The organism is Pseudoxanthomonas indica (assembly GCF_900167565.1).
Taxonomy (GTDB): domain Bacteria; phylum Pseudomonadota; class Gammaproteobacteria; order Xanthomonadales; family Xanthomonadaceae; genus Pseudoxanthomonas_A; species Pseudoxanthomonas_A indica.
The window spans coordinates 1250320-1269161 of the sequence record NZ_FUZV01000001.1; the positions used below are offsets into that span (position 1 = coordinate 1250320).

Genomic DNA, 18842 nt, shown 5'->3' on the forward strand with positions numbered 1-18842 from the left:
CGATGCCGCATCATTTCATGGCCACCCGGTGCCGCGCCAGCATTGCCGCCGGCGCGCTCCGGGCGGCGTCGATCAGGAGCAGCCTTCGACGTAATCGGCCTGCGGCAACAAGCCCACGCGCCATTCGGTGACCTTGCCCTGGCCATCGACTTCGAACACGAGTTTGGTCGGCGAGGAGCCGTCGGTGGTGGTGGACAGGTAGCGGCCGTTGGGATCGTACTTGTGCGGCGTCGACTGCAGGTTGGGATAGAGCTGTTTCAACTGCGCCTCGCCCATGCCCACCTTGCCGCCACCGGGCGCGGTTTCCTTGTCGACCGAGGTTTCGTAGCGGACAAACTTGCCTTCTTCGATCATGAAGGCCAGTTGCTTGCCGTCCTTGGCCCATTTCGGCACCAGGTAATGGCAGGGCTCGCTCTCCGCGCCCAGCGCCTTGAGCTCGCCACCCCAGGCCTGCTTGGCTTCGCTGCTGCTACTGCCCAGCTTCATGTCGCCATAGCCGCTCAGGCTGGCCTGCTGCAGCGGATCGTTGGCGGTGCCCGGACCGCTGGCGGCGGACGCCACGCCGCTGGCGACTGCGCTGGCCGTGGGCTCACTGGGGGTGGTGTTGGCTGCCGCCGTATCGACCGCGGCGCTGTCCTGGGCCGGTGTGGCGGCGGGCGCGGTGGGCGCTGGCGCGTCGGCGGGCTTGCAGGCGCAGACCGCCAGGGTCAGGGCAAGGCTCAGCGGCAGGGTCGACTTCATCAGGCAGGCTCCACGTGAAAAGAGCATCAGCCTAACGGGCGCGCGTTAACGCGCCGTGCTCGCGCCCGCGTCAGCCGGGCTTGCGGAAATGCTTCTGCAGGCCGGCCCAGCAGGCCTGGTAGTCACGTTGGCGGTGCGCCGCATCGAAGGCCTGCGCGCTGGGCCGGATCACCGCGCGCGTTTCGAACATGAAGGCCATGGTGTCGGCGATGACATCGGGCTTGGACAGATCCGCAGCGCTGGCCTTCTCGAACGTGGCCGCATCCGGCCCGTGCCCGGTCATGGAATTGTGCAGCGAGGCGCCGCCGGGCGCGAAGCCCTCGGCCTTGGCGTCGTACACGCCGCTGATCAAACCCATGAACTCGCTGGCGATGTTGCGATGGAACCACGGTGGCCGGAACGTGTCCTGCGCCACCAGCCAGCGCGGCGGGAAAATCACGAAATCCAGGTTGCTGGTGCCGGGGGTGTCGCTGGGCGAATGCAGGACCAGGAAGATCGACGGATCCGGATGATCGAAGCTGATCGAACCGATGGTGTTGAAGCGGCGCAGGTCGTAACGGTACGGCGCGTAGTTGCCATGCCAGGCCACCACGTCCAGCGGCGAATGCGCGATGGATGCGCGCCACAGGTGGCCCTGGAACTTGGCAATCAACTCGAAATCGCCTTCGCGGTCTTCGTACGCCGCGTTGGGCGTTTCGAAGTCGCGCGGATTGGCCAGGCCGTTGGAGCCGATCGGTCCCAGGTCCGGCAGTTTGAGCGCGGCGCCGAAGTTTTCGCAGACATAGCCGCGTGCCTCGCCATCGGGCAGGGACACGCTGAAGCGCACGCCGCGCGGAACCACCGCGATCTGCTGCGGCTCGATGTCGATCACGCCGAACTCGCTGGCAATCGACAGGCGCCCCAGCTGCGGCACGATCAGCAGTTCGCCATCGGCATCGTAGAAATAGCGGCCTTCCATCGAACGGTTGGCGGCATACAGATGGATGCCGACGCCGTGCTGGCCTTCGGCCGATCCATTGCCGGCCATGGTGTACAGGCCTTCGACGAAATCGGTCGGCGTGGTGGGTAGCGGCAACGGATTCCAGCGCAGCTGATCCGGCGACACCGGCCCGGCCTGGAAATCGTTGTGAAAATGCGGCTGCGCGAACGGCGCGAAGCTGCCATGCATGGCCGCCGGACGGATCCGGTACAGCCAGCTGCGACGGTTCTCGCTGCGCGGTGCGGTGAAGGCGGTGCCGGACAACTGCTCGGCGTACAGCCCGTGCGCCACCCGCTGCGGCGAGTTGCGCCCCTCGGGCAAGCTGCCCGCCACCGCTTCGGTGGCGAAGTGGTTGCCGAAACCCGGCTGGTAACCGTTGCCTTGCAACTTGCTGGTCATTGCGCTCACCCAATCCTTGTCCGCATCCGCCTGGCGATTATCCGCAAGCCAAGCCTGCTCGCAGCAGGCTTGGCCTGAAGCATGCCTTTTTACAGCAACTTCTGCTTACAGCACGCCGCGGCGCATCTGGTCGCGTTCGATGCTCTCGAACAGCGCCTGGAAATTGCCTTCGCCGAAACCTTCGTTGCCCTTGCGCTGGATGATCTCGAAGAAGATCGGGCCAATCGCGTTCTGGGTGAAGATCTGCAGCAGCTTGCGCTGGTGGGTTTCCGGGTCGGCGTCGATCAGGATCTTGTTGCGGGCCAGGCGCGCCACGTCTTCGTTGTGGTTGGGCACGCGCTGGTCAATCACATCGAAGTAGGTCTCCGGCGTGTCGAGGAATTCCACGCCCTGCTCGCGCATGGCTTCCACTGTGGTGTAGATGTCGTCGGTGAAGCAGGCGATGTGCTGGATGCCTTCGCCCTGGTAGGCGTCCAGGTATTCGTTGATCTGCGACTTCGGGTCCGACGACTCGTTGAGCGGGATGCGCACGATGCCGTCCGGCGCGGTCATCGCCTTGGACAGCAGGCCGGTCTTGGCGCCCTTGATGTCGAAGTAGCGGATCTCGCGGAAGTTGAACAGGCGCTCGTAGTAATCCGACCACTTGTCCATGTTGCCGAAGTACAGGTTGTGGGTCAGGTGATCGATGAAGGTCAGGCCGAAGCCCTGCGGATTCTGGTCGGCGCCCTGCACCGGCAGGTAGTCGCCTTCGTAGATGCTGCCGGCGCCGCCGTAGCGATCCACCAGGTACAGCATGCAGTCGCCAATGCCTTTGACCACCGGCGCGCTGACCGCGCGGGTCTCCGGCTTGTGATCGATGGCTTCGCCGCCATTGCCCAGCACCGTGTCGAACACCAGCTCGGCCGGCTTGCTGAAGCGGATGGCGAAGCCACAGGCCGAGGGGCCATGCGCGCGGGCGAAGTCGGCGGCGAACGAATCCGGGTCTTCGTTGAGCAGGAAGTTCACCCCGCCCTGGCGGTAGACCGTGATCGGCCGCGACTTGTGGTGCAGCACGGCGGTGAAGCCGAGCTTGCGGAAGTAGTCATGCATCGCCTCGCCCTGGCCATCCGGAGCGGCGAATTCGACGAATTCGAAGCCGTCGATGCCCATCGGATTCTCGAAGGTGGTGACCTGCATGCCGAGATTGGGTTGTGCGTTCATGGGGCGGCTCGCTAGGCTGGCAACTGGACAGACTGCCTTTATAGTTTCAGCTGAAACTATATGCAAGCTGCGCCGCGCCATTCCCTTCCCAGACCAGCCCCGATGAGCGATCCCAGCCAGCCAGTCGACCCCGCTTCCGCCGCCGAAGAGTCCCATGCCGGCCATCCCCATGCCGTGCTGGAACTGGAACGCTTCCTGCCCTATCGCCTGAGCGTGCTGTCCAACCGGGTCAGCCAGACCATTGCCGGGCTCTACGAGCAGCGCTTTGGCCTGGCCATCACCGAATGGCGGGTGATGGCGGTGCTGGGCCGGTTTGCGGATCTGTCCGCCGGCGAAGTGGCCGAACGCACCGCGATGGACAAAGTAGCGGTGAGCCGCGCCGTGGCCAAGCTGCTCGAGCGTGGCTTGATCCAGCGCGACACCCATGGCGACGATCGCCGCCGTTCGGTACTGGCGCTGTCGGAGGTGGGTTACTCGGTGTACGACGAAGTGGCGCCGATGACCCTGGAATGCGAACGCCGCCTGCTGACCGAACTGACCGATGAGGAGGCCGACCAGCTCAGCCGCCTGATCGACAAGCTGTCCGAGGGCGTGGGCCACATGACCGGCTCGACGCCGTGGAAGCAGCCGGGCGAGTAAGCGGCCTCCACCCTGCAAAAAAATGCGCATGGCAATACAAAAAGGCGACCCGAAGGTCGCCTTTTTCTTTTCCGCTGCAGCAGCGCTTACTTCACGCCGTGCATCAGCTTCTGCACCAGCGGTGCAATCAGGAACAGCAGCGCGCCGGAGATGATCAGCGTCCAGAAGCCGAACGTATAACCGGACAGCGCCGAGTCTACGTTCATGCCCTGCTCGCCGCTGACATGGCTGGCGAAGATGCCGGACAGGTTGTTGCCGATGCCGGTGGACAGGAACCAGCCACCCATGCCGAAGCCGACCAGGCGCACCGGCGCCAGCTTGGTCACCATCGACAGACCAATCGGCGACAGGCACAACTCGCCGATGGACTGGATCCAGTACACGGCGAACAGCGTCCAGAACGGAATCTTCAATTCCGCGCTGACCAGGTGCGAGAGCGCGAACATCAGCAGCAGGAAGGCCAGGCCGTTGAAGATCAGGCCGAGCGAGAACTTGCGCGGAATCGAGGGATTGCGCTTGCCCATCTTCACCCAGATCCAGGCAATGATTGGCGCCAGCACGATGATGGCGATCGAGTTGACCGACTGGAACCAGCCCACCGGGAAGATCCAGCCGCCGAAGTCGCGGTTGACGATCTTGTCGGCGAGGAAGCTGAAGGAGCTGCCGGCCTGTTCGAAGAAGCACCAGAACAGCACGTTGAAGGCAAAGATGATCAGCATCGCGATGGTCATGTCGCGCTGCTTCGGCCCGTTGCGGATGCCTTCGACCAGCAGCAGCACGCTCAGGCCGATGAACATCGCCGTCAGGATCCACTGCAGCGAATCGGCGCCCATGCTGAGCAGGAAGTAGAACGCCGGGATGGCCGCCACTGCACAGATCGCGGTCAGGGCCAGTCTACCCACGCTTTCGCCACCCACCGGCGGCGTGCCGATGCCCTTGAGCTGGGCGCGGCCAAACCAGAACCACACCAGGCTGATCAGCATGCCCACGCCCGAGGCGATGAACACCATCTTGTAGGCCGGCATGGCTTCGGTGCCGAAGATCTTGGAGGCCAGCCAGCTGGTCAGCAGCGGCGAGGCCATCGCACCCAGGTTGATGCCCATGTAGAACAGGGTGAAGCCCGAGTCACGGCGCTCATCGCCCACGCTGTAGAGCTTGCCCACCATGGTGGAGATGTTGGGCTTGAACAGGCCGTTGCCGGCGATGATCGTGGCCAGGCCCCACTTGAAGATCTGCTGGTCGGGCACCGAGATCATGAAGAGACCCGCGGCCATGATGGTGGCCCCGAGCAGAATCGAGCGCTGGTAACCGATGACGCGGTCAGCGATGTAGCCGCCGAAGATGGCCGCGGCGTAGACCAGCGCCAGGTAGGCGCCATACAACTGGTTGGCCGGGGCTTCACCGGTGCCGCTGCCGCCGTAGAACTGCGCCACGATGTACAGCACGAGGGCCCAGCGGATGCCGTAGAACGCAAAGCGCTCCCAGAATTCGGTCATGAACAGCATCCACAGGGGCTTGGGATGGCCCAGCGTGGTCTTGAATTCCGGTATGGGCTGATTGGGCGTAGCTGTATCGACGGCACCGCTCATGCGGTCTCCCCTGTTGGTTCAGTAATGAGAAATCCGCGCGAAAACGGCACGGGACGGGGGAGGATTACCGACACCCACGGATCCGTCAACGCGGATTTACTGAACACGCCCCTGCACTGATCGCCGAAAACGCCGGGCAAAACGCTCAGTTTGGCGCGGCGTACGGATCGTCAGTAGCTGCCTTCGGGTTGGCCGTCGATCGAGGTCCGCACCTCGAACAGTTCCGGGAAGAACGACAGTTCCAGCGCCTGCTTGAGGAAGCCGACGCCGCTGGACCCGCCGGTGCCGCGCTTGAAGCCGATGATCCGCATCACCGTGCGCATGTGGCGGAAGCGCCAGAGCTGGAATTGCGACTCCAGGTCGACCAGGTCTTCGCACAGTGAGTACTCGCGCCAGTAGCGATCGGTGTTTTCGTAGATGCGTTCGAACACCGGCAGCAGCGCGGGGTCGGACACGTGCGGCAACTGCCAGTCGCGCTCCAGGTGGTGCGCCGGCACGGCATGGCCGAAGCGGGCCAGGTAGCGCAGGAATTCCTCATACAGGCTGGGCGCGTCCAGCACTTCACGCAGCTGCGCCTGGCCGGGTGCGTCGTGGGCAAACACCTTGAGCATGCCGGCGTTCTTGTTGCCGAGCAGGAATTCGATGGTGCGGTACTGCAGCGACTGGAAGCCGGACGAAGGCCCGAGCAGGTTGCGGAAGCCCATGTATTCGGAAGGGGTCAGCGTTTCCAGCACCGACCACTGCTCGGTCAGCTGGCGCAGCACCTGCTTGGCGCGCGCCATCACCTTGCGCGCCTGCCAGACCTGATCCCGCTGCAGGAAGCCGATGGCCGCACGCAGTTCGTGGATCATCAACTTCATCCACAGCTCGGACACCTGGTGCTGGACGATGAAGAGCATCTCGTCGTGATGCGGCGGATCGGAAACCAGCTGCTGCGCGGACAGCAACTTGTCCAGGCGCAGGTAGCCGCCATAGGTCAGGCGTCCCTCCAGATCGGTGTGGATGCCTTCCTCCAGCGCGCGCTGGTTTTTCTCTACGGTCATGGTTTCCTCCATGGGCCGATTCTAACCGGCTGGTCCCAGCGCACCCGTCCAGAGCCGGCGTGCCCATGCTCGTGGCGCCTCGGCCACCCGCCACGGGTCGCCACCGCAGCGGCGCGAATAGCGGCTCGCCAACCGTCGATCCAGGCCTTGTGCCCGGCGCGTTCCCGGCCATTGGTTGCACTTGCAACGATCCGCCAAGCCATTGACACAAAAGGAAATAGGCTTGCCTGTGTTGCAGCGCAGGACGGCAGAACCGCGAGGGTTCTTTAACATCGACGGACTAACATACGCCGCAACACCTGCACGAGTGACCCGCTGGCAATGACTATCGCAGCCAAGTTTGAAATCGAATTCCTGCAATACCTGGGCCCGGATGGCCGCCTCGTCCGCGAGGATCTGCCCGAGGCCGGGCGTGACACCCAGCGCCTGCGCGAACTGTTCAAACAGATGCTGTTCGTGCGCACCTTCGACACCAAGGCGATCGCCTTGCAGCGCACCGGCAAGCTGGGCACGTACGCCTCCTGCCTGGGCCACGAAGCCACCCATGTGGGCATTGGCGCGTCGATGAAGCCGGACGATGTCTTCGCTCCCAGCTACCGCGAATACGGGGCGCAGTTCATGCGCGGCGTGCTGCCGCGCGACGTGCTGATGTACTGGGGCGGCGATGAGCGCGGCAACGATTTCAAGGCCGAGGGCGCGCGTCACGACTTCGCCTGGAGCGTGCCGATTTCCACCCAGTGCCTGCACGCGGCCGGCGCGGCGCTGAAGTTCAAGCTGCGCGGCGAGCCCAATATCGCGGTGTCCACCTGCGGCGACGGCGGTTCATCCAAGACCGATTTCTATGCCGCACTGAACTCCGCCGGCGCGTTCGAACTGCCGCTGGTGCTGTGCGTGGTCAACAACGGCTGGGCGATCTCGGTGCCGCGCAAGGCGCAGACCGGCGCGCAGACGCTGGCGCAGAAGGGCCTGGCCGGCGGCCTGCACTGCCTGCAGGTCGACGGCAACGACATGATCGCCGTGCTCGAAGCCATGCGCCGCGCGAGTGAGCGCGCACGCAAGGGCCAGGGTGGCACGGTGCTGGAATTCGTCACCTATCGCCTGTCCGATCACACCACCGCCGACGACGCGCGCCGCTACCGCGACGACGCCGAAGTCAAAGCCGCCTGGGAACGCGAGCCGATGACGCGCCTGCGTACCTGGCTCACCGCGCAGGGCGTGTGGAGCGAGGCCGAGGAAGCGGCGTGGAAGGAAGAATGCGGCGCGCGCGTGGACGAGGAGGTCAACGCCTACCTCAACACGCCGGTGCAGCCGGTCGAAGCGATGTTCGATTTCCTGTATGCCGATGCGCCGCCGGAATTGCTGGCGCAACGGGCCGCCGCCATCGCCGCGGAGGGCCGCTGAGTGAGCACTGTAATGAGCAAAGAACCCGTGGGCGCGGCATCAGCCGCGACCGAAAAAGCCGTTGCCACCCCCACCGCGATCACCCTGATCGAAGCGATCACCCAGGCACTGGCCTGGGAAATCGCACACGATGATTCGGTGCTCGTGCTGGGCGAGGACGTAGGCGTGAATGGCGGCGTGTTCCGCGCCACCGCCGGCCTGCAGCAACGCTTCGGCGCCGATCGCGTGCTCGACACGCCGCTGGACGAGACCACCATCGCCGGCCTCACCGTCGGCCTGGCCGCACAGGGCATGAAGCCGGTGGCCGAGGCGCAGTTCGACGGCTTCGTCTATCCGATGGTCGATCACATCATCTGCCACGCCGCGCGCATGCGTTATCGCACCCGCGGTCGCCTGCATTGCCCGATGGTGCTGCGCGTGCCGTGGGGCGGCGGCATCCGCGCGCCGGAACACCACAGCGAAGCCAACGAGGCGATCTTCACCAACGTGCCGGGTTTGCGCGTGGTGATGCCATCCTCCCCGCAGCGCGCCTATGGCCTGCTGCTGGCGGCGATCCGCGATCCGGATCCGGTGATCTACATGGAGCCCAAGCGCATCTATCGCCAGTACAAGGAAGTGGTGGCCGATGATGGCGAGGCGCTGCCGCTGGACGTGTGCTTCGTGCTGCGCGACGGCACCGACGTGACCCTGGTGACCTGGGGCGCGCAGGTGAAGGAAGCGCTGGAAGCGGCCGACAAGCTGGCCGGCGAAGGCATCAGCGCCGAAGTGATCGACGTGGCCACGCTGCGCCCGCTGGACTTCGACACCATCGCCGAATCGGTCAGCAAGACCGGCCGCTGCGTGATCGTGCACGAAGCCCCGCGCACCGCCGGCTTCGGCGCCGAGATTGGCGCGCGCCTGGCCGAGCAGTCGATGTACGACCTGCTGGCCCCGGTCGAGCGCGTCACCGGCTACGACACCCACATCCCGCTGTTCCGCCTGGAAATGAAGTACCTGCCCAGCGTGGACAAGATTGTCGCCGCCGCCAAGCGCACGCTGGCCAACGGCTGATCACGCGACCCACTTTTCAAGAGAAACCCATGAGCGACAGCAAGACGTTCTACCTGCCCGACCTGGGCGAAGGCCTGCCGGATGCCACCATCGTGGAGTGGTTCGTCAAGGAAGGCGACGTGATCCGCCTGGACGAACCACTGGTGTCGATGGAAACCGCCAAGGCGGTGGTGGAAGTGCCTTCGCCGGTCTCGGGCAAGGTGCTGAAGCTGGCCGGCGGCGCCGGCGACATCATCGTGACCGGCAGCATGCTGGCCGAATTCCAGCCTGACCCCAACCTGCCGCAGCGCGCCGAAGGCCAGGACACCGGCCATCACCATGGTCCGCCGAAGCAGGCGGCTGCGGCGCCTGCTGCCGAGCCACCTCCCCTTCCCCCGCAAGCGGGGAACGTACCTTCTTCCCTTCCCCCGCAAGCGGGGAACGTACCTTCTTCCCTTCCCGCGCAAGCGGGGGAAGGTGCCCGCAGGGCGGATGGGGGCAAGGCCACCGACCAGGCGTCCGGAGATCGCGCCGACGAAGGCACGGTCGTGGGCAGCATGCAAAGCTCCAACGCCGTGCACGCCGAACAGGCCGTGGCCGTAGGCGGCGTCAAGGCCATGCCTGCCGTGCGCGCCACCGCGAAAAAGCTCGGCGTGGACCTGGGCCGCGTGCGCGCCACCGGCGCCGATGGCGCGGTGACCATGGCCGACGTCAAGCAGGCCGCCGAAGCCGGCACCGCCAAGATCGGCGCCGCATCTGCGGCCGCTGTAGGAGGGGCTTCAGCCCCGACCACCCTCCGCAGCGCTGTCGCGACTGAAGTCGCTCCCACAAGGGATGCGTCTGATCGCACCACGCTGTCCGCATCCGGCAAACCCATGCGCACCCAGCCGCCGGGCGTGTCGGTCACGGGCCAGCCGGAACAACTCAAGGGCGTGCGCCGCAACATGGCCCGCGTGATGGCCGATGCCCACGCCAAGGTGGTGCCGACCACGCTCAGCGATGACGCCGATGTGCACGCTTGGACGCCGGGCAACGACGTCACCGTGCGCCTGATCCGCGCAATCGTGAAAGCCTGCAAGACCGTGCCGGCGATGAACGCCTGGTTCGATGGCGACAAGCTCACCCGCACCCTGCATCCGCACGTCGACATCGGCATTGCCGTGGACACCGACGATGGCCTGTTCGTGCCGGCGCTGCGCAATGCCGACATCCTCGATGCCGGCGGCATCCGCCAGGGCATCAACCGCCTGCGCACGCAGGTGGAAGATCGCAGCATTTCGGCCTCGGAGCTGAGCGGCTACACGATCTCGCTGTCCAACTTCGGCATGTTCGCCGGCCGCTACGCCACGCCGGTGGTGGTGCCGCCCTGCGTGGCGATTGTCGCGGCCGGTCGTGCACGCCACCAGGTCACGCCGGTGATGGGCGGCTTTGAATCGCACAAGATCATCCCGCTGTCGGTCACCTTCGATCACCGCGCCTGCACCGGCGGCGAAGCAGCGCGCTTCCTCAAGGCGCTGATCGACGATCTCGCCCTGTCCGCCTGACCTGACAGACGTGATCCTTCTCCCTCCTGGGCGAAGGATCTGGAATCGCCGCCATGCCGAACCGCAGCCGTCTCGCCGGTTTCATCATCGATTGCCAGGGCGAAGGCCATGAAGCCGCCGCGCAGTTCTGGAGCCAGGCGCTGCGCCTGCCGCGCGGCGAGACCTACCAGGACGGCGACGCGCGCTATACCGATCTGACCCAAGCGCCCGGCGGACTGCATGTGGAAGTGCAGCAGGTCAGCCATCCGTCGCGCGTGCACCTGGACATCGAGGCCGAGGATCAAGATGCCGAAGCCGATCGCCTGGAAAAACTGGGCGCGCGCCGGGTGGGCTTCGTCAAACGCTGGTGGGTGATGGAAGCGCCGACGGGCCAGCGCTTCTGCATCGTCCGTTGGCGCGAGCGCGATGCCGTCGCCACGCCCCCCGCAGCCTCCGCCAACAGTCGCCTGGCCGGCTTCATCATTGATTGCCAGACCAACGATCTCTCCGCCGCCAGCCGCTTTTGGAGCCAGGCGCTGGGTCTGGCGATCACCGTCAAGGATGACGGCGGCGTGGGCCTGTACGACCGCCTGCAACCCGCCGCCGGCGGTCTGCACGTGGAAGTGCAGAAGGTCGAACACGCCTCTCGCGTGCATGTGGACATTGCGGCCAAGGATCTCGATGCGGAAGTGCAACGCCTGGAAGCCCTGGGCGCGCGCCGGGTGAAGTTTGCCCACGAACGCTGGTGGGTGATGGAAGCGCCGACCGGCCAGCGCTTCTGCGTGGTCCCCGACGAAGCCTAGCGGCGGTCGCGATCCAGCCAGCAGGCCAGACCCTGCGCATTGAGCTCGATGTCCATCGCCAGCACGCCGATGATTGCCTCATCGTCCAGCGGGCAACGCTGTGCACGCGCACGTTCCAGATACAGCGCGGTCAACGCGGCCACCAGGCAACGATGGCGATCCGCGCGCTCGTCGCATTGGCGCGCCAGCGCGCACATCGCATCGATCTGCTCGAACAGTTCGGCAGCCAGCCGATCCACGTCGGTGACCCGGCCATAGTGGGTCAGGTACATGGCGGTGGGGCGATACGCCAGCAAACGTGCGATCGAGGTCTTCAGCGCTTCGGGTTCGAACTGCACCGGTGAACTGGTCGGCAGGATGAACGGTCCTTGCGGCCCGTCCAGTTCGCGATACGACAGGCCGAAGGTGTCGCCGGTGAACCAGCTGCGGCTCTGTTCGTCCCACACACAAAAGTGGTGGCGCGCATGCCCGGGCGTGTCGATGCATTGCAGGCGGCGTCCGGCCAGTTCCAGGGTGTGGCCGTCTTCGGCCACGACCACGCGGTGTTCGGGCACCGGCAGGATGTGTCCGTAGCTGCGCGCCATCTCGGCTTCGCCATACACGGCAGTGGCGCCGGCAATCAGCTTGGTGGGATCAATCAGGTGTTGCGCGGCGCGCGGATGCGCCACCAGCCGGGCGTTGGGCAAGGCCTGCAACAACGCGCCGGCGCCACCGGCATGGTCAAGATGCGCGTGCGTGACCAGCAGCCAGTCGATGTCTTCCGCTGCCAGTCCGTTTGCCTGCGCCGCCTGCAACAGCCGCGGTACCGCAAACTGCGTGCCGCAGTCGACAAACGCGCCGCGACCCTGTTCGACCAGCAGGTACGCGGCATCGAAATGATCGCGCTGAAACGCGGTGTCGATGAGGTGGATGCCAGAAGTGTCCATACGCGGGGGAGAATCGACCACTGCGGCAGATTCTAGCCAGCCCATGACAGCGGCACGATGCGTCTTTGGTCGCAGTCGCAAACCTATGGAACAGCGACACTCAATGCCGCGCCAGCCACCAGCTGCGCAAGGGGATGGCCACGGTCAGCACGAACAGGAAGGCGCCGTACGCCACCAGCGTAGCCAGCACCTGCTTCCAGATGGCGCCGGTGCCCACATCGGCCAGGCCCAGCGCATAACCCCATTGCATGCCCAGCACGCTTAGCACGAACGCGATCACCAGCGTGGTGGCATCGAAAGCAGTACGACGCGCGTTGCGTGGCTGGCGCGGGAACAACCAGAACAGCGCGCCCAGCAGCAGGAACCACGGCAGGAACAGGACCACGGCCAGGAACGGCATGTCAGGCCTCCGCTTCGCGCAGATCGCGCAACGCCGACAACACCTCGTCCACTGCGACCTGCAGCACGATCTCGGTGGTTTCCAACTGGTCCGCACGCTCGGCCTGCTTGAGTACGGCGATCAAGCGGCCGGCATCCTTGGGCGCGTCGAATCCATTGCTCTGGATCAGCAGGCGTCCATCGGCGGCCGTGAACTTGAAGTAGAAGCGCGCGTCGTTGTCGCGGTACTGCTTGAACACCGGCAGCGCCGCCGACTTGGCGACCGCCGTGGAGGTGGCGGTGTCCTGGCGATCCAGCGGACGCAGGCCCACGGCGTCGCGCAATTCGGCCAGGAAGGGCGTGGCATAGGTGGCGCGCAGGCGTTGCGCACCGTCGCGCAGGATCGCTTCGATGTCGGCGGGCCTGGCGATCAGGGCTTCGTACTTCTCGCGCAGCGGCGCCACTTCGGCGTCGATGCGTTCGAACAGTTTCTGCTTGGCATCGCCCCAGCCAATGCCCTCGGCAAAGGCCTGGCGCATGGCGGCGGTTTCCTCGTTGCTGGCGAAGGCCTGGTACAGCTGGAACACGTGCGAGCTGCCCGCGTCCTTGGCCTCGCCGGGCGCGCTCGAATCGGTGACGATCGAGGCAATCAACTTCTTCAGCTCGTTGCGCGGGGCGAACAGCGGGATGGTGTTGTCATAGCTCTTGCTCATCTTGCGGCCATCCAAGCCGGGCAAGGTCGCCACGTTCTCTTCGATCGCCGCTTCCGGCAGGGTGAAGTAGTCCTTGCCGAACAGGTGGTTGAAACGCTGGCCGAAGTCGCGCGCCATCTCGATGTGCTGGATCTGATCGCGACCCACCGGCACCCGGTTGGCGTTGAAGATCAGGATATCCGCGGCCATCAGCACCGGGTACATGAACAAGCCGGCGGTGATGCCGGCATCGTCGTCTTCGCCGTCGGCGCGGTTCTTGTCCACCGACGCCTTGTAGGCGTGCGCACGGTTGAGGATGCCCTTGCCCGCCACGCAGGTCAGGAACCAGGTCAGCTCCGGGATCTCCGGGATATCGCTCTGGCGATAGAACCAGACCTTGTCCGGCTCCAGTCCGCAGGCCAGCCAGGTGGCGGCGATTTCCAGGGTGGAGCGCTGCACGCGCGCCGGTTCCTGCACCTTGATCAGGGCATGGAAGTCGGCCAGGAAATAGAAGCTCTCGGTGCCGGCGGCACGGCTGGCGGCAACAGCGGGGCGGATGGCGCCCACGTAATTGCCCAGGTGCGGCGTGCCGGAGGTGGTGATGCCGGTGAGGACACGATTGGCGACAGCAGGGGTGGTCATTGCAACTCGGGGGGCGGGTCTGAACGCAGCCAGTTTAACCGCTGCCGCGTCCAACCCCGAGACCCGGTCCGGCGCGTTTGTCCCGGCGAGCCCCCGATAGGAGTCCACCATGTTCCGCACTGCTTCCCTGTTGTTTGCCGCGGCCCTGGCCGCGTTGTCGGCCTGTGACCGCGCTGCCGCGGGCCCGCTGGTGGATGTGGCGGTGGTGGACCGCGACAGCGGCCAGTGGCTGCCGCAGTATCCGCATCGCGGTGATACCTGGGTGGCCGGCGAGCCCGGCCATCGCTACGCGGTGCGCCTGACCAACACCACCGGCCAGCGCGTGCTGGTGGTGCTGTCGGTGGATGGGGTGAATGCCGTGACCGGCGAGACCGCCGATCCGCGCCAGGGCGGCTACGTCCTGGATCCGTGGGAAAGCACGGAGATCACCGGTTGGCGCAAGTCGCTGGAGGACGTGGCGCAGTTCGTCTTCACCGACGCCCCCGACAGCTACGCCGCCCGTACCGGCAGGCCGCGCAACGTGGGCGTGATCGGGGTGGCGGTGTTCCGTGAGCGGCGACCGATGCGGGTGATGCCGGCGCCATATCCGCCCTATGCCGAAGGACAGGCGCGGCGGGAGTCCTCCGCGTCGGCGCCGGCAGCGGCGTCGGCCGATCAAGTGATGGAGTCCGAACGCAGCTCGGCCGGCAACGTCGCTGCGCAGGCACAACGCATCGGCACGGGCCATGGTCAACGTGAGTGGTCACCGACTGGCACCACCTCGTTCGTGCGGGCGAGCACGACACCGGCGCAGGTGGAGCAAATTCGCTACGACGAACCCCGACGGCTGGCGGCATTGGGAATCCTGCCGCGCCATCCACGCCACGGCGATCGTGCGCCGCAGGCCTTTCCCTCGGGATTCGTGGCGGATCCGCCGCGCTGGTGAAAAGAAAACAGCGGTCCGATCCCTTTCGGGATCGGCCGCCGCTGGATGACGTGCCCGCCTCAGTTGGAACGCAGGCTGCGCTCGAAATCCTTCACTTCGGTACGGGCGCGATCCTTGTCCCAGCCGTAGCGTTCCTGCAGCCGGCCTTCCAGATACTCGGCATTGCCTTCGACCACCTGGAAATCGTCGTCGGTCAGGTCGCCCCACTTGGCCTGGATTTTTCCCTTCAGCTGTTTCCAGTTGCCGGCAATGATGTCCTGATTCATGGTCGCTCTCTAATGGATGACGCGGTGGGGTTACCGCGAGTCCAGCTTGCCAACGCCTGCATTGCGAGAGCATCAACCCTGCGTCAACCTGCGGTTATTCGCACTGCGTTGACCAAACCCACTGCCACGCAACGCCACAAAAAAAACGGGCCGCTCGCGCGACCCGTTTTTTTCGATGCAGCCAGCGGTTTACTTGCCGGAAGACTCTTCGACCTTCTCGCCCACTTTCTGCACATCCTTGCCGACGCCCTTGACGGTGTTGCAACCGGACAGGGTGGCCAGCGAGAACAGGGCGAGCAACATCAGGACGGCATAACGCTTCATGGGCATTCTCCTAGGGAACTTGGGTGGGCGGGTGGCACGCGGGCTCTACTACAGCGAGGATTACAGCATGGCTGACTCCGGCTGACCACGGATGCAACGCCACCGCTGGTCGAGCGACAAGGCCCGCATAAACGAAAGGGCCGGAAATCCGGCCCTTTCGCGACGCGCCAGCCTCGTCGCGGCGCATCAGCGGCGCGTGCCCGTCAGCACTTGCCGTCCTTGCAATCCTCGGCCTTGTCCGACACCTTCTCACCGGCCTTCTGTACATCCTTGCCCGCGCCCGACACGGTGTTGCAACCCGACAGGGCGGCGGTCGAGAACATGGCCAGCATCAGCAGAACCATCCAACGTTTCATGCGCGATCTCCTCATGGTTGAAACCACGCGGGCCAGCCTCCTGGCGACCCTGCGCAGCGTGGGATCACGATGGCCCAGACGGCTGTTTAAGGCATGTGAAGTACACCGACGCCGCCCCTCGGCATTCAGGCAGCGGCCATGCTGGGCTCAGTCGCGCATCAGGGTGGATTTGCCGAACAGGCTTTCCACCAGGTCCACGGTGAGCTTGGCGGTGCGGTTGCGACGATCCAGCACCGGGTTCAACTCCACGATATCGAGCGAACCCATGCGGCCGGTGTCGGCGATCATCTCCATCACCAACTGCGCCTCGCGATAGTTGGGACCGCCGGGAACGGTGGTACCCACACCGGGCGCGATGCTGGGATCGAGGAAATCCACGTCGAAACTGACATGCAGATGGGTATCGGCATCCAGTCCCTCCAATGCGGTTTCCATGGTCCGCTTCATCCCGACTTCGTCGATGTAGCGCATGTCGTACACATCGACGGCGTGATCCTTGATCAGTTTCTTTTCTTCCGGATCCACCGAACGGATGCCGATCTGGCGCACCTCCGCCGGCGTGATTGCGGGCGCTTCACCGCCCAGCCGGGTCAACTCATCCGGGCCGATGCCGCACAGGCAGGCCACCGGCATGCCATGGATATTGCCCGACGGGGTGACCGCACTGGTGTTGAAATCCGAATGCGCGTCCAGCCACAACACCCGCAGCCGCTTGCCCTGCTGGCGGCAATGGCGCGCGATCGCGGTGATCGAGCCAATCGCCAGGCAATGATCACCACCCAGCATGATCGGCAACCGGCCCTTGGCCAGCTCGGCCGCCGTGGCATCCATCAGCGCCCGGTTCCACGCCACCACCTCATCCAGATGGCGATAACCGTGCACCGGCTCAATCCACGGATTGGCGGGCCCCTGCACGTTGCCGGTATCGACCACATCCACCCCGCGCGCCAACAGCGCCTCGCCCAGTCCCGCGATGCGCAAGGCATCCGGCCCCATCCGCGCGCCGCGATGTCCGGCGCCGATATCGGTCGGCACGCCAATCAGGGAAACGGGAGGGAAAGTACGCGGCATCGGCACGGCTCAGGCTTCGGAACGAACTCACAGTTTAGTCCGTTCGCAATGACACGCCTGTGGCGGCGCAGCAAGTTTGGTTCTACTCGGGTGCACCCGAGTAGAACCCCAAAGTTTGCTCCCGCAAACTTCGGGCCCGTCGCGTGCTACCGATCCCCCTTCGCACCGGGGGTGCTCGCCCCCTTGCCAAGGGGGCATCAAAAGCAGCGCGATGCACTGCGGCAGACGCGCCCTTACCGCGCCGGCGCCATCCCGACGGCATCACCCCGCCGCAGCAACCGCCGCGCCTGGAACACCCCGAAGATCGCGAACACCACGAACGTGCCCCCGACCAGCACCAACAACTTGGGATCACGCGGCCCGTTGATGAAAGGTTCGCCGACCGGAATCCGCACCAGCGTTTCATTGAATCCCGGAATGAAATGGAAGAACACCGTCAAGGTAAAACACAGCGCGGCGATGGTCCGGCGACCACCCCGATCCGCGGCGCCACGATCCGCCTTCCAGCCAATCGCCAGCACGATCAGGGTCAGGATGCTGAGGACATGCGCCTCATTGAAACCACCATGGCGAAAGATGAAAAGCCCGGTGACGCAGGTGACAATCGTCGCCAGCACATAAGTCTTGCCGCTGCCGCGTGCATAACGGATGTCGCCGAAACGGAGCAGGCCGTACAGACCGGCGAACAAGGACACCAGACTGACCAACGTATGGAACATGCCGAACGGGGTGATGCCTAACATGGGTGCACCTCGAGCGTGGGTTCCCTGCGGCGGACATCACGAAACCTGGCCACCGCGCGGGAGGGAGGGTCGGAATCATCAGTGACGGAACAACAACTGGCGTGCAGCTTCCCCTGCCGGCAGACAATGCATGAGCCCGCCCCCTCCTTGCAAGGCATTCCGCGCATTTCCGCGCACCTCGACACCCGATATGCGCGGTGACCGTCGGGTGCGCTGGCCTGCCTTGTCCTTCAGTGGTTTTACCGAGGCGGGGGCGCCACTCAGGCGCTAGGCTTCCGGGCACCGGACAGAGATGCGTGACCATGAGGCGAGCCCCTGTTTTCTGCGCCCTCCTGCTGTTGCTGGTCCAGACGACCGCCCATGCGCAACAGGCCCAGAAGGAAATCGACAACGGCACCGATCCGACCAAGTTCACCACCTCGGCCGCGCTGATCTACGAGTACAACGACCTGGCCAATGGCCTGGCACGGCAGGCGCCGCGCGTGGAAGTGATCCTGCCGCTGGGTAAGCAGCGCCACTACAACCTGCGCCTGACCGTGCCGGTGGTGAGCAATGACGTGGCGGGCAATGACCACTTCGCGCTCGGCGATGTCGCATTGCGCATGAGCCATGTGTTTGGCGTCACCCGCCAGCGCGGCATGGTCGTGCACGGGGAGATGCTCTTCAACACGGCCAAGCGCGACGAACTGGGCACCGGCAAGGACGTGTTCAAAGGCACCTTCATCTATGCCCGCTTCCTGCATGGCGGCGCCATCTTCGCGCCGGCGCTGGTGCACAGCCTGGATGTGGCCGGCGATCGCGATCGCGCCGATGTGGACATCACCACCATCGACTTCTATTACGTGCCCAAGCTCAAGGATCCGCGCAACTACATCACCTGGGATCCGGCGCTCAACTTCGACTGGGCCAACAACAAGGACTACGTCAGCGTGGCGGTCACTTTCGGCCGCACCGTCGGCGAAGCGTTTGGCGGCCACGCCCAGGTCTACATCAAGCCCAGCGTGCTGGCCGGCAGCGAACGTCCCGGCGACTGGAGCATGGAAGTGGGTTTCAAGGTGCTGGGGTTCTAGCGCGCGAACTTGTGCCAGCGAAAAGTGGTGCCGCTTATCCGAATCGAACGGATGACCTACCGCTTACAAGGCGGTTGCTCTACCAGCTGAGCTAAAGCGGCAC

At 65.2% G+C, this 18842-nt stretch carries 20 protein-coding genes, 1 tRNA gene and 1 pseudogene; 8 read left to right on the forward strand and 14 right to left on the reverse strand.

Annotated elements, in window-relative coordinates; all coding sequences use genetic code 11:
* Positions 1–72: 72 nt before the first annotated feature.
* The 3 genes from B5X78_RS05990 to hppD all read right to left on the reverse strand — a co-directional run bounded on the left by B5X78_RS05990 (position 73) and on the right by hppD (position 3319).
* Positions 73–741 carry a hypothetical protein gene (locus B5X78_RS05990; RefSeq protein ID WP_079723521.1) on the reverse strand — a complete coding sequence of 223 codons (669 nt, stop codon included), beginning with the start codon at positions 739–741 and terminating at the stop codon, positions 73–75.
* 70 nt (positions 742–811) lie between these two features.
* Complete coding sequence (gene hmgA / locus B5X78_RS05995; RefSeq protein WP_079723522.1) at positions 812–2119, reverse strand: homogentisate 1,2-dioxygenase; 1308 nt, start codon at positions 2117–2119, stop codon at positions 812–814.
* Positions 2120–2224: 105 nt separating this feature from the next.
* Positions 2225–3319 carry a 4-hydroxyphenylpyruvate dioxygenase gene (hppD, locus tag B5X78_RS06000; RefSeq protein ID WP_176140782.1) on the reverse strand — a complete coding sequence of 365 codons (1095 nt, stop codon included), beginning with the start codon at positions 3317–3319 and terminating at the stop codon, positions 2225–2227.
* Positions 3320–3421: 102 nt separating this feature from the next.
* Here hppD and B5X78_RS06005 point away from each other — a divergent pair, with 102 nt between their 5' ends.
* Positions 3422–3958 carry a MarR family winged helix-turn-helix transcriptional regulator gene (locus tag B5X78_RS06005; protein ID WP_079723523.1) on the forward strand — a complete coding sequence of 179 codons (537 nt, stop codon included), beginning with the start codon at positions 3422–3424 and terminating at the stop codon, positions 3956–3958.
* Between the two features lie 86 nt (positions 3959–4044).
* Here B5X78_RS06005 and B5X78_RS06010 read toward each other — a convergent pair whose 3' ends face one another.
* Both B5X78_RS06010 and B5X78_RS06015 read right to left on the reverse strand, forming a co-directional pair.
* Positions 4045–5547 (reverse strand): peptide MFS transporter, encoded by a 1503-nt coding sequence (locus tag B5X78_RS06010; protein WP_079723524.1) that lies wholly within the window; start codon positions 5545–5547, stop codon positions 4045–4047.
* Positions 5548–5717: 170 nt separating this feature from the next.
* A complete protein-coding gene (locus B5X78_RS06015; protein WP_079724449.1) occupies positions 5718–6590 on the reverse strand; it encodes a tryptophan 2,3-dioxygenase in 873 nt (290 codons plus the stop codon).
* Between the two features lie 321 nt (positions 6591–6911).
* On the opposite strand from B5X78_RS06015, the gene pdhA reads away from it, so the two are divergent.
* From pdhA to B5X78_RS18730, 5 genes and pseudogenes are all read left to right on the forward strand, one after another.
* Positions 6912–7991, forward strand: coding sequence for a pyruvate dehydrogenase (acetyl-transferring) E1 component subunit alpha (gene pdhA, locus B5X78_RS06020; RefSeq protein WP_079723525.1), 1080 nt, complete (start codon positions 6912–6914; stop codon positions 7989–7991).
* A 12-nt stretch (positions 7992–8003) separates the two neighbouring features.
* Positions 8004–9041, forward strand: coding sequence for an alpha-ketoacid dehydrogenase subunit beta (locus B5X78_RS06025; RefSeq protein WP_079723526.1), 1038 nt, complete (start codon positions 8004–8006; stop codon positions 9039–9041).
* Positions 9042–9070: 29 nt separating this feature from the next.
* Positions 9071–10564: a dihydrolipoamide acetyltransferase family protein gene (locus tag B5X78_RS06030; RefSeq protein WP_079723527.1), complete on the forward strand. Its 1494-nt coding sequence runs from the start codon at positions 9071–9073 to the stop codon at positions 10562–10564.
* 53 nt (positions 10565–10617) lie between these two features.
* Positions 10618–10980: pseudogene (locus B5X78_RS18780) on the forward strand (VOC family protein); the annotation flags it as partial.
* Between the two features lie 30 nt (positions 10981–11010).
* The gene (locus B5X78_RS18730) at positions 11011–11346 is read left to right on the forward strand and encodes a VOC family protein (RefSeq protein ID WP_425478713.1); all 336 of its coding nucleotides are present in this window, start codon (positions 11011–11013) and stop codon (positions 11344–11346) included.
* Here B5X78_RS18730 and B5X78_RS06040 read toward each other — a convergent pair.
* From B5X78_RS06040 to B5X78_RS06050, 3 genes are all read right to left on the reverse strand, one after another.
* Positions 11343–12272 carry an MBL fold metallo-hydrolase gene (locus tag B5X78_RS06040; RefSeq protein ID WP_139381419.1) on the reverse strand — a complete coding sequence of 310 codons (930 nt, stop codon included), beginning with the start codon at positions 12270–12272 and terminating at the stop codon, positions 11343–11345. The two genes, B5X78_RS18730 and B5X78_RS06040, sit on opposite strands and share 4 nt — an antisense overlap.
* A 100-nt stretch (positions 12273–12372) precedes the next feature.
* Positions 12373–12672: a hypothetical protein gene (locus B5X78_RS06045; RefSeq protein WP_079723529.1), complete on the reverse strand. Its 300-nt coding sequence runs from the start codon at positions 12670–12672 to the stop codon at positions 12373–12375.
* 1 nt (position 12673) lies between these two features.
* The gene (locus tag B5X78_RS06050; RefSeq protein WP_079723530.1) at positions 12674–13984 is read right to left on the reverse strand and encodes a tryptophan--tRNA ligase; all 1311 of its coding nucleotides are present in this window, start codon (positions 13982–13984) and stop codon (positions 12674–12676) included.
* A 109-nt stretch (positions 13985–14093) separates the two neighbouring features.
* On the opposite strand from B5X78_RS06050, the gene B5X78_RS06055 reads away from it, so the two are divergent.
* Positions 14094–14909, forward strand: coding sequence for a hypothetical protein (locus B5X78_RS06055; protein WP_229730826.1), 816 nt, complete (start codon positions 14094–14096; stop codon positions 14907–14909).
* 59 nt (positions 14910–14968) lie between these two features.
* Here the strand turns inward: B5X78_RS06055 and B5X78_RS06060 are convergent, their stop codons facing one another.
* From B5X78_RS06060 to B5X78_RS06080, 5 genes are all read right to left on the reverse strand, one after another.
* Positions 14969–15175, reverse strand: coding sequence for a CsbD family protein (locus B5X78_RS06060; protein WP_079723531.1), 207 nt, complete (start codon positions 15173–15175; stop codon positions 14969–14971).
* Positions 15176–15364: 189 nt separating this feature from the next.
* Positions 15365–15499 (reverse strand): entericidin A/B family lipoprotein, encoded by a 135-nt coding sequence (locus B5X78_RS06065; protein WP_079723532.1) that lies wholly within the window; start codon positions 15497–15499, stop codon positions 15365–15367.
* 203 nt (positions 15500–15702) lie between these two features.
* On the reverse strand, positions 15703–15855 hold the full coding sequence (locus B5X78_RS06070) for an entericidin A/B family lipoprotein (protein ID WP_079723533.1): 153 nt from the start codon (positions 15853–15855) through the stop codon (positions 15703–15705).
* Positions 15856–16002: 147 nt separating this feature from the next.
* Positions 16003–16926: an arginase gene (gene rocF / locus B5X78_RS06075; protein WP_079723534.1), complete on the reverse strand. Its 924-nt coding sequence runs from the start codon at positions 16924–16926 to the stop codon at positions 16003–16005.
* Positions 16927–17159: 233 nt separating this feature from the next.
* The gene (locus B5X78_RS06080; protein ID WP_079723535.1) at positions 17160–17669 is read right to left on the reverse strand and encodes a hypothetical protein; all 510 of its coding nucleotides are present in this window, start codon (positions 17667–17669) and stop codon (positions 17160–17162) included.
* Positions 17670–17971: 302 nt separating this feature from the next.
* On the opposite strand from B5X78_RS06080, the gene B5X78_RS06085 reads away from it, so the two are divergent.
* Complete coding sequence (locus B5X78_RS06085) at positions 17972–18739, forward strand: hypothetical protein (RefSeq protein ID WP_139381420.1); 768 nt, start codon at positions 17972–17974, stop codon at positions 18737–18739.
* 25 nt (positions 18740–18764) lie between these two features.
* On the opposite strand, the gene B5X78_RS06090 is transcribed toward B5X78_RS06085, so the two are convergent.
* Positions 18765–18840 (reverse strand) — tRNA-Thr (locus B5X78_RS06090).
* Positions 18841–18842 lie beyond the last annotated feature (2 nt).

Excerpts from the sequence above, each read along its gene's own strand:
- B5X78_RS05990 (WP_079723521.1), bottom strand. The coding sequence starts at position 741 with ATGAAGTCGACCCTGCCGCTGAGCCTTGCCCTGACCCTGGCGGTCTGC.
- hmgA (WP_079723522.1), bottom strand. The coding sequence starts at position 2,119 with ATGACCAGCAAGTTGCAAGGCAACGGTTACCAGCCGGGTTTCGGCAAC.
- hppD (WP_176140782.1), bottom strand. The coding sequence starts at position 3,319 with ATGAACGCACAACCCAATCTCGGCATGCAGGTCACCACCTTCGAGAAT.
- B5X78_RS06005 (WP_079723523.1), top strand. The coding sequence starts at position 3,422 with ATGAGCGATCCCAGCCAGCCAGTCGACCCCGCTTCCGCCGCCGAAGAG.
- B5X78_RS06010 (WP_079723524.1), bottom strand. The coding sequence starts at position 5,547 with ATGAGCGGTGCCGTCGATACAGCTACGCCCAATCAGCCCATACCGGAA.
- B5X78_RS06015 (WP_079724449.1), bottom strand. The coding sequence starts at position 6,590 with ATGACCGTAGAGAAAAACCAGCGCGCGCTGGAGGAAGGCATCCACACC.
- pdhA (WP_079723525.1), top strand. The coding sequence starts at position 6,912 with ATGACTATCGCAGCCAAGTTTGAAATCGAATTCCTGCAATACCTGGGC.
- B5X78_RS06025 (WP_079723526.1), top strand. The coding sequence starts at position 8,004 with ATGAGCAAAGAACCCGTGGGCGCGGCATCAGCCGCGACCGAAAAAGCC.
- B5X78_RS06030 (WP_079723527.1), top strand. The coding sequence starts at position 9,071 with ATGAGCGACAGCAAGACGTTCTACCTGCCCGACCTGGGCGAAGGCCTG.
- B5X78_RS06040 (WP_139381419.1), bottom strand. The coding sequence starts at position 12,272 with ATGGACACTTCTGGCATCCACCTCATCGACACCGCGTTTCAGCGCGAT.
- B5X78_RS06045 (WP_079723529.1), bottom strand. The coding sequence starts at position 12,672 with ATGCCGTTCCTGGCCGTGGTCCTGTTCCTGCCGTGGTTCCTGCTGCTG.
- B5X78_RS06050 (WP_079723530.1), bottom strand. The coding sequence starts at position 13,984 with ATGACCACCCCTGCTGTCGCCAATCGTGTCCTCACCGGCATCACCACC.
- B5X78_RS06055 (WP_229730826.1), top strand. The coding sequence starts at position 14,094 with ATGTTCCGCACTGCTTCCCTGTTGTTTGCCGCGGCCCTGGCCGCGTTG.
- B5X78_RS06060 (WP_079723531.1), bottom strand. The coding sequence starts at position 15,175 with ATGAATCAGGACATCATTGCCGGCAACTGGAAACAGCTGAAGGGAAAA.
- B5X78_RS06065 (WP_079723532.1), bottom strand. The coding sequence starts at position 15,499 with ATGAAGCGTTATGCCGTCCTGATGTTGCTCGCCCTGTTCTCGCTGGCC.
- B5X78_RS06070 (WP_079723533.1), bottom strand. The coding sequence starts at position 15,855 with ATGAAACGTTGGATGGTTCTGCTGATGCTGGCCATGTTCTCGACCGCC.
- rocF (WP_079723534.1), bottom strand. The coding sequence starts at position 16,926 with ATGCCGCGTACTTTCCCTCCCGTTTCCCTGATTGGCGTGCCGACCGAT.
- B5X78_RS06080 (WP_079723535.1), bottom strand. The coding sequence starts at position 17,669 with ATGTTAGGCATCACCCCGTTCGGCATGTTCCATACGTTGGTCAGTCTG.
- B5X78_RS06085 (WP_139381420.1), top strand. The coding sequence starts at position 17,972 with ATGAGGCGAGCCCCTGTTTTCTGCGCCCTCCTGCTGTTGCTGGTCCAG.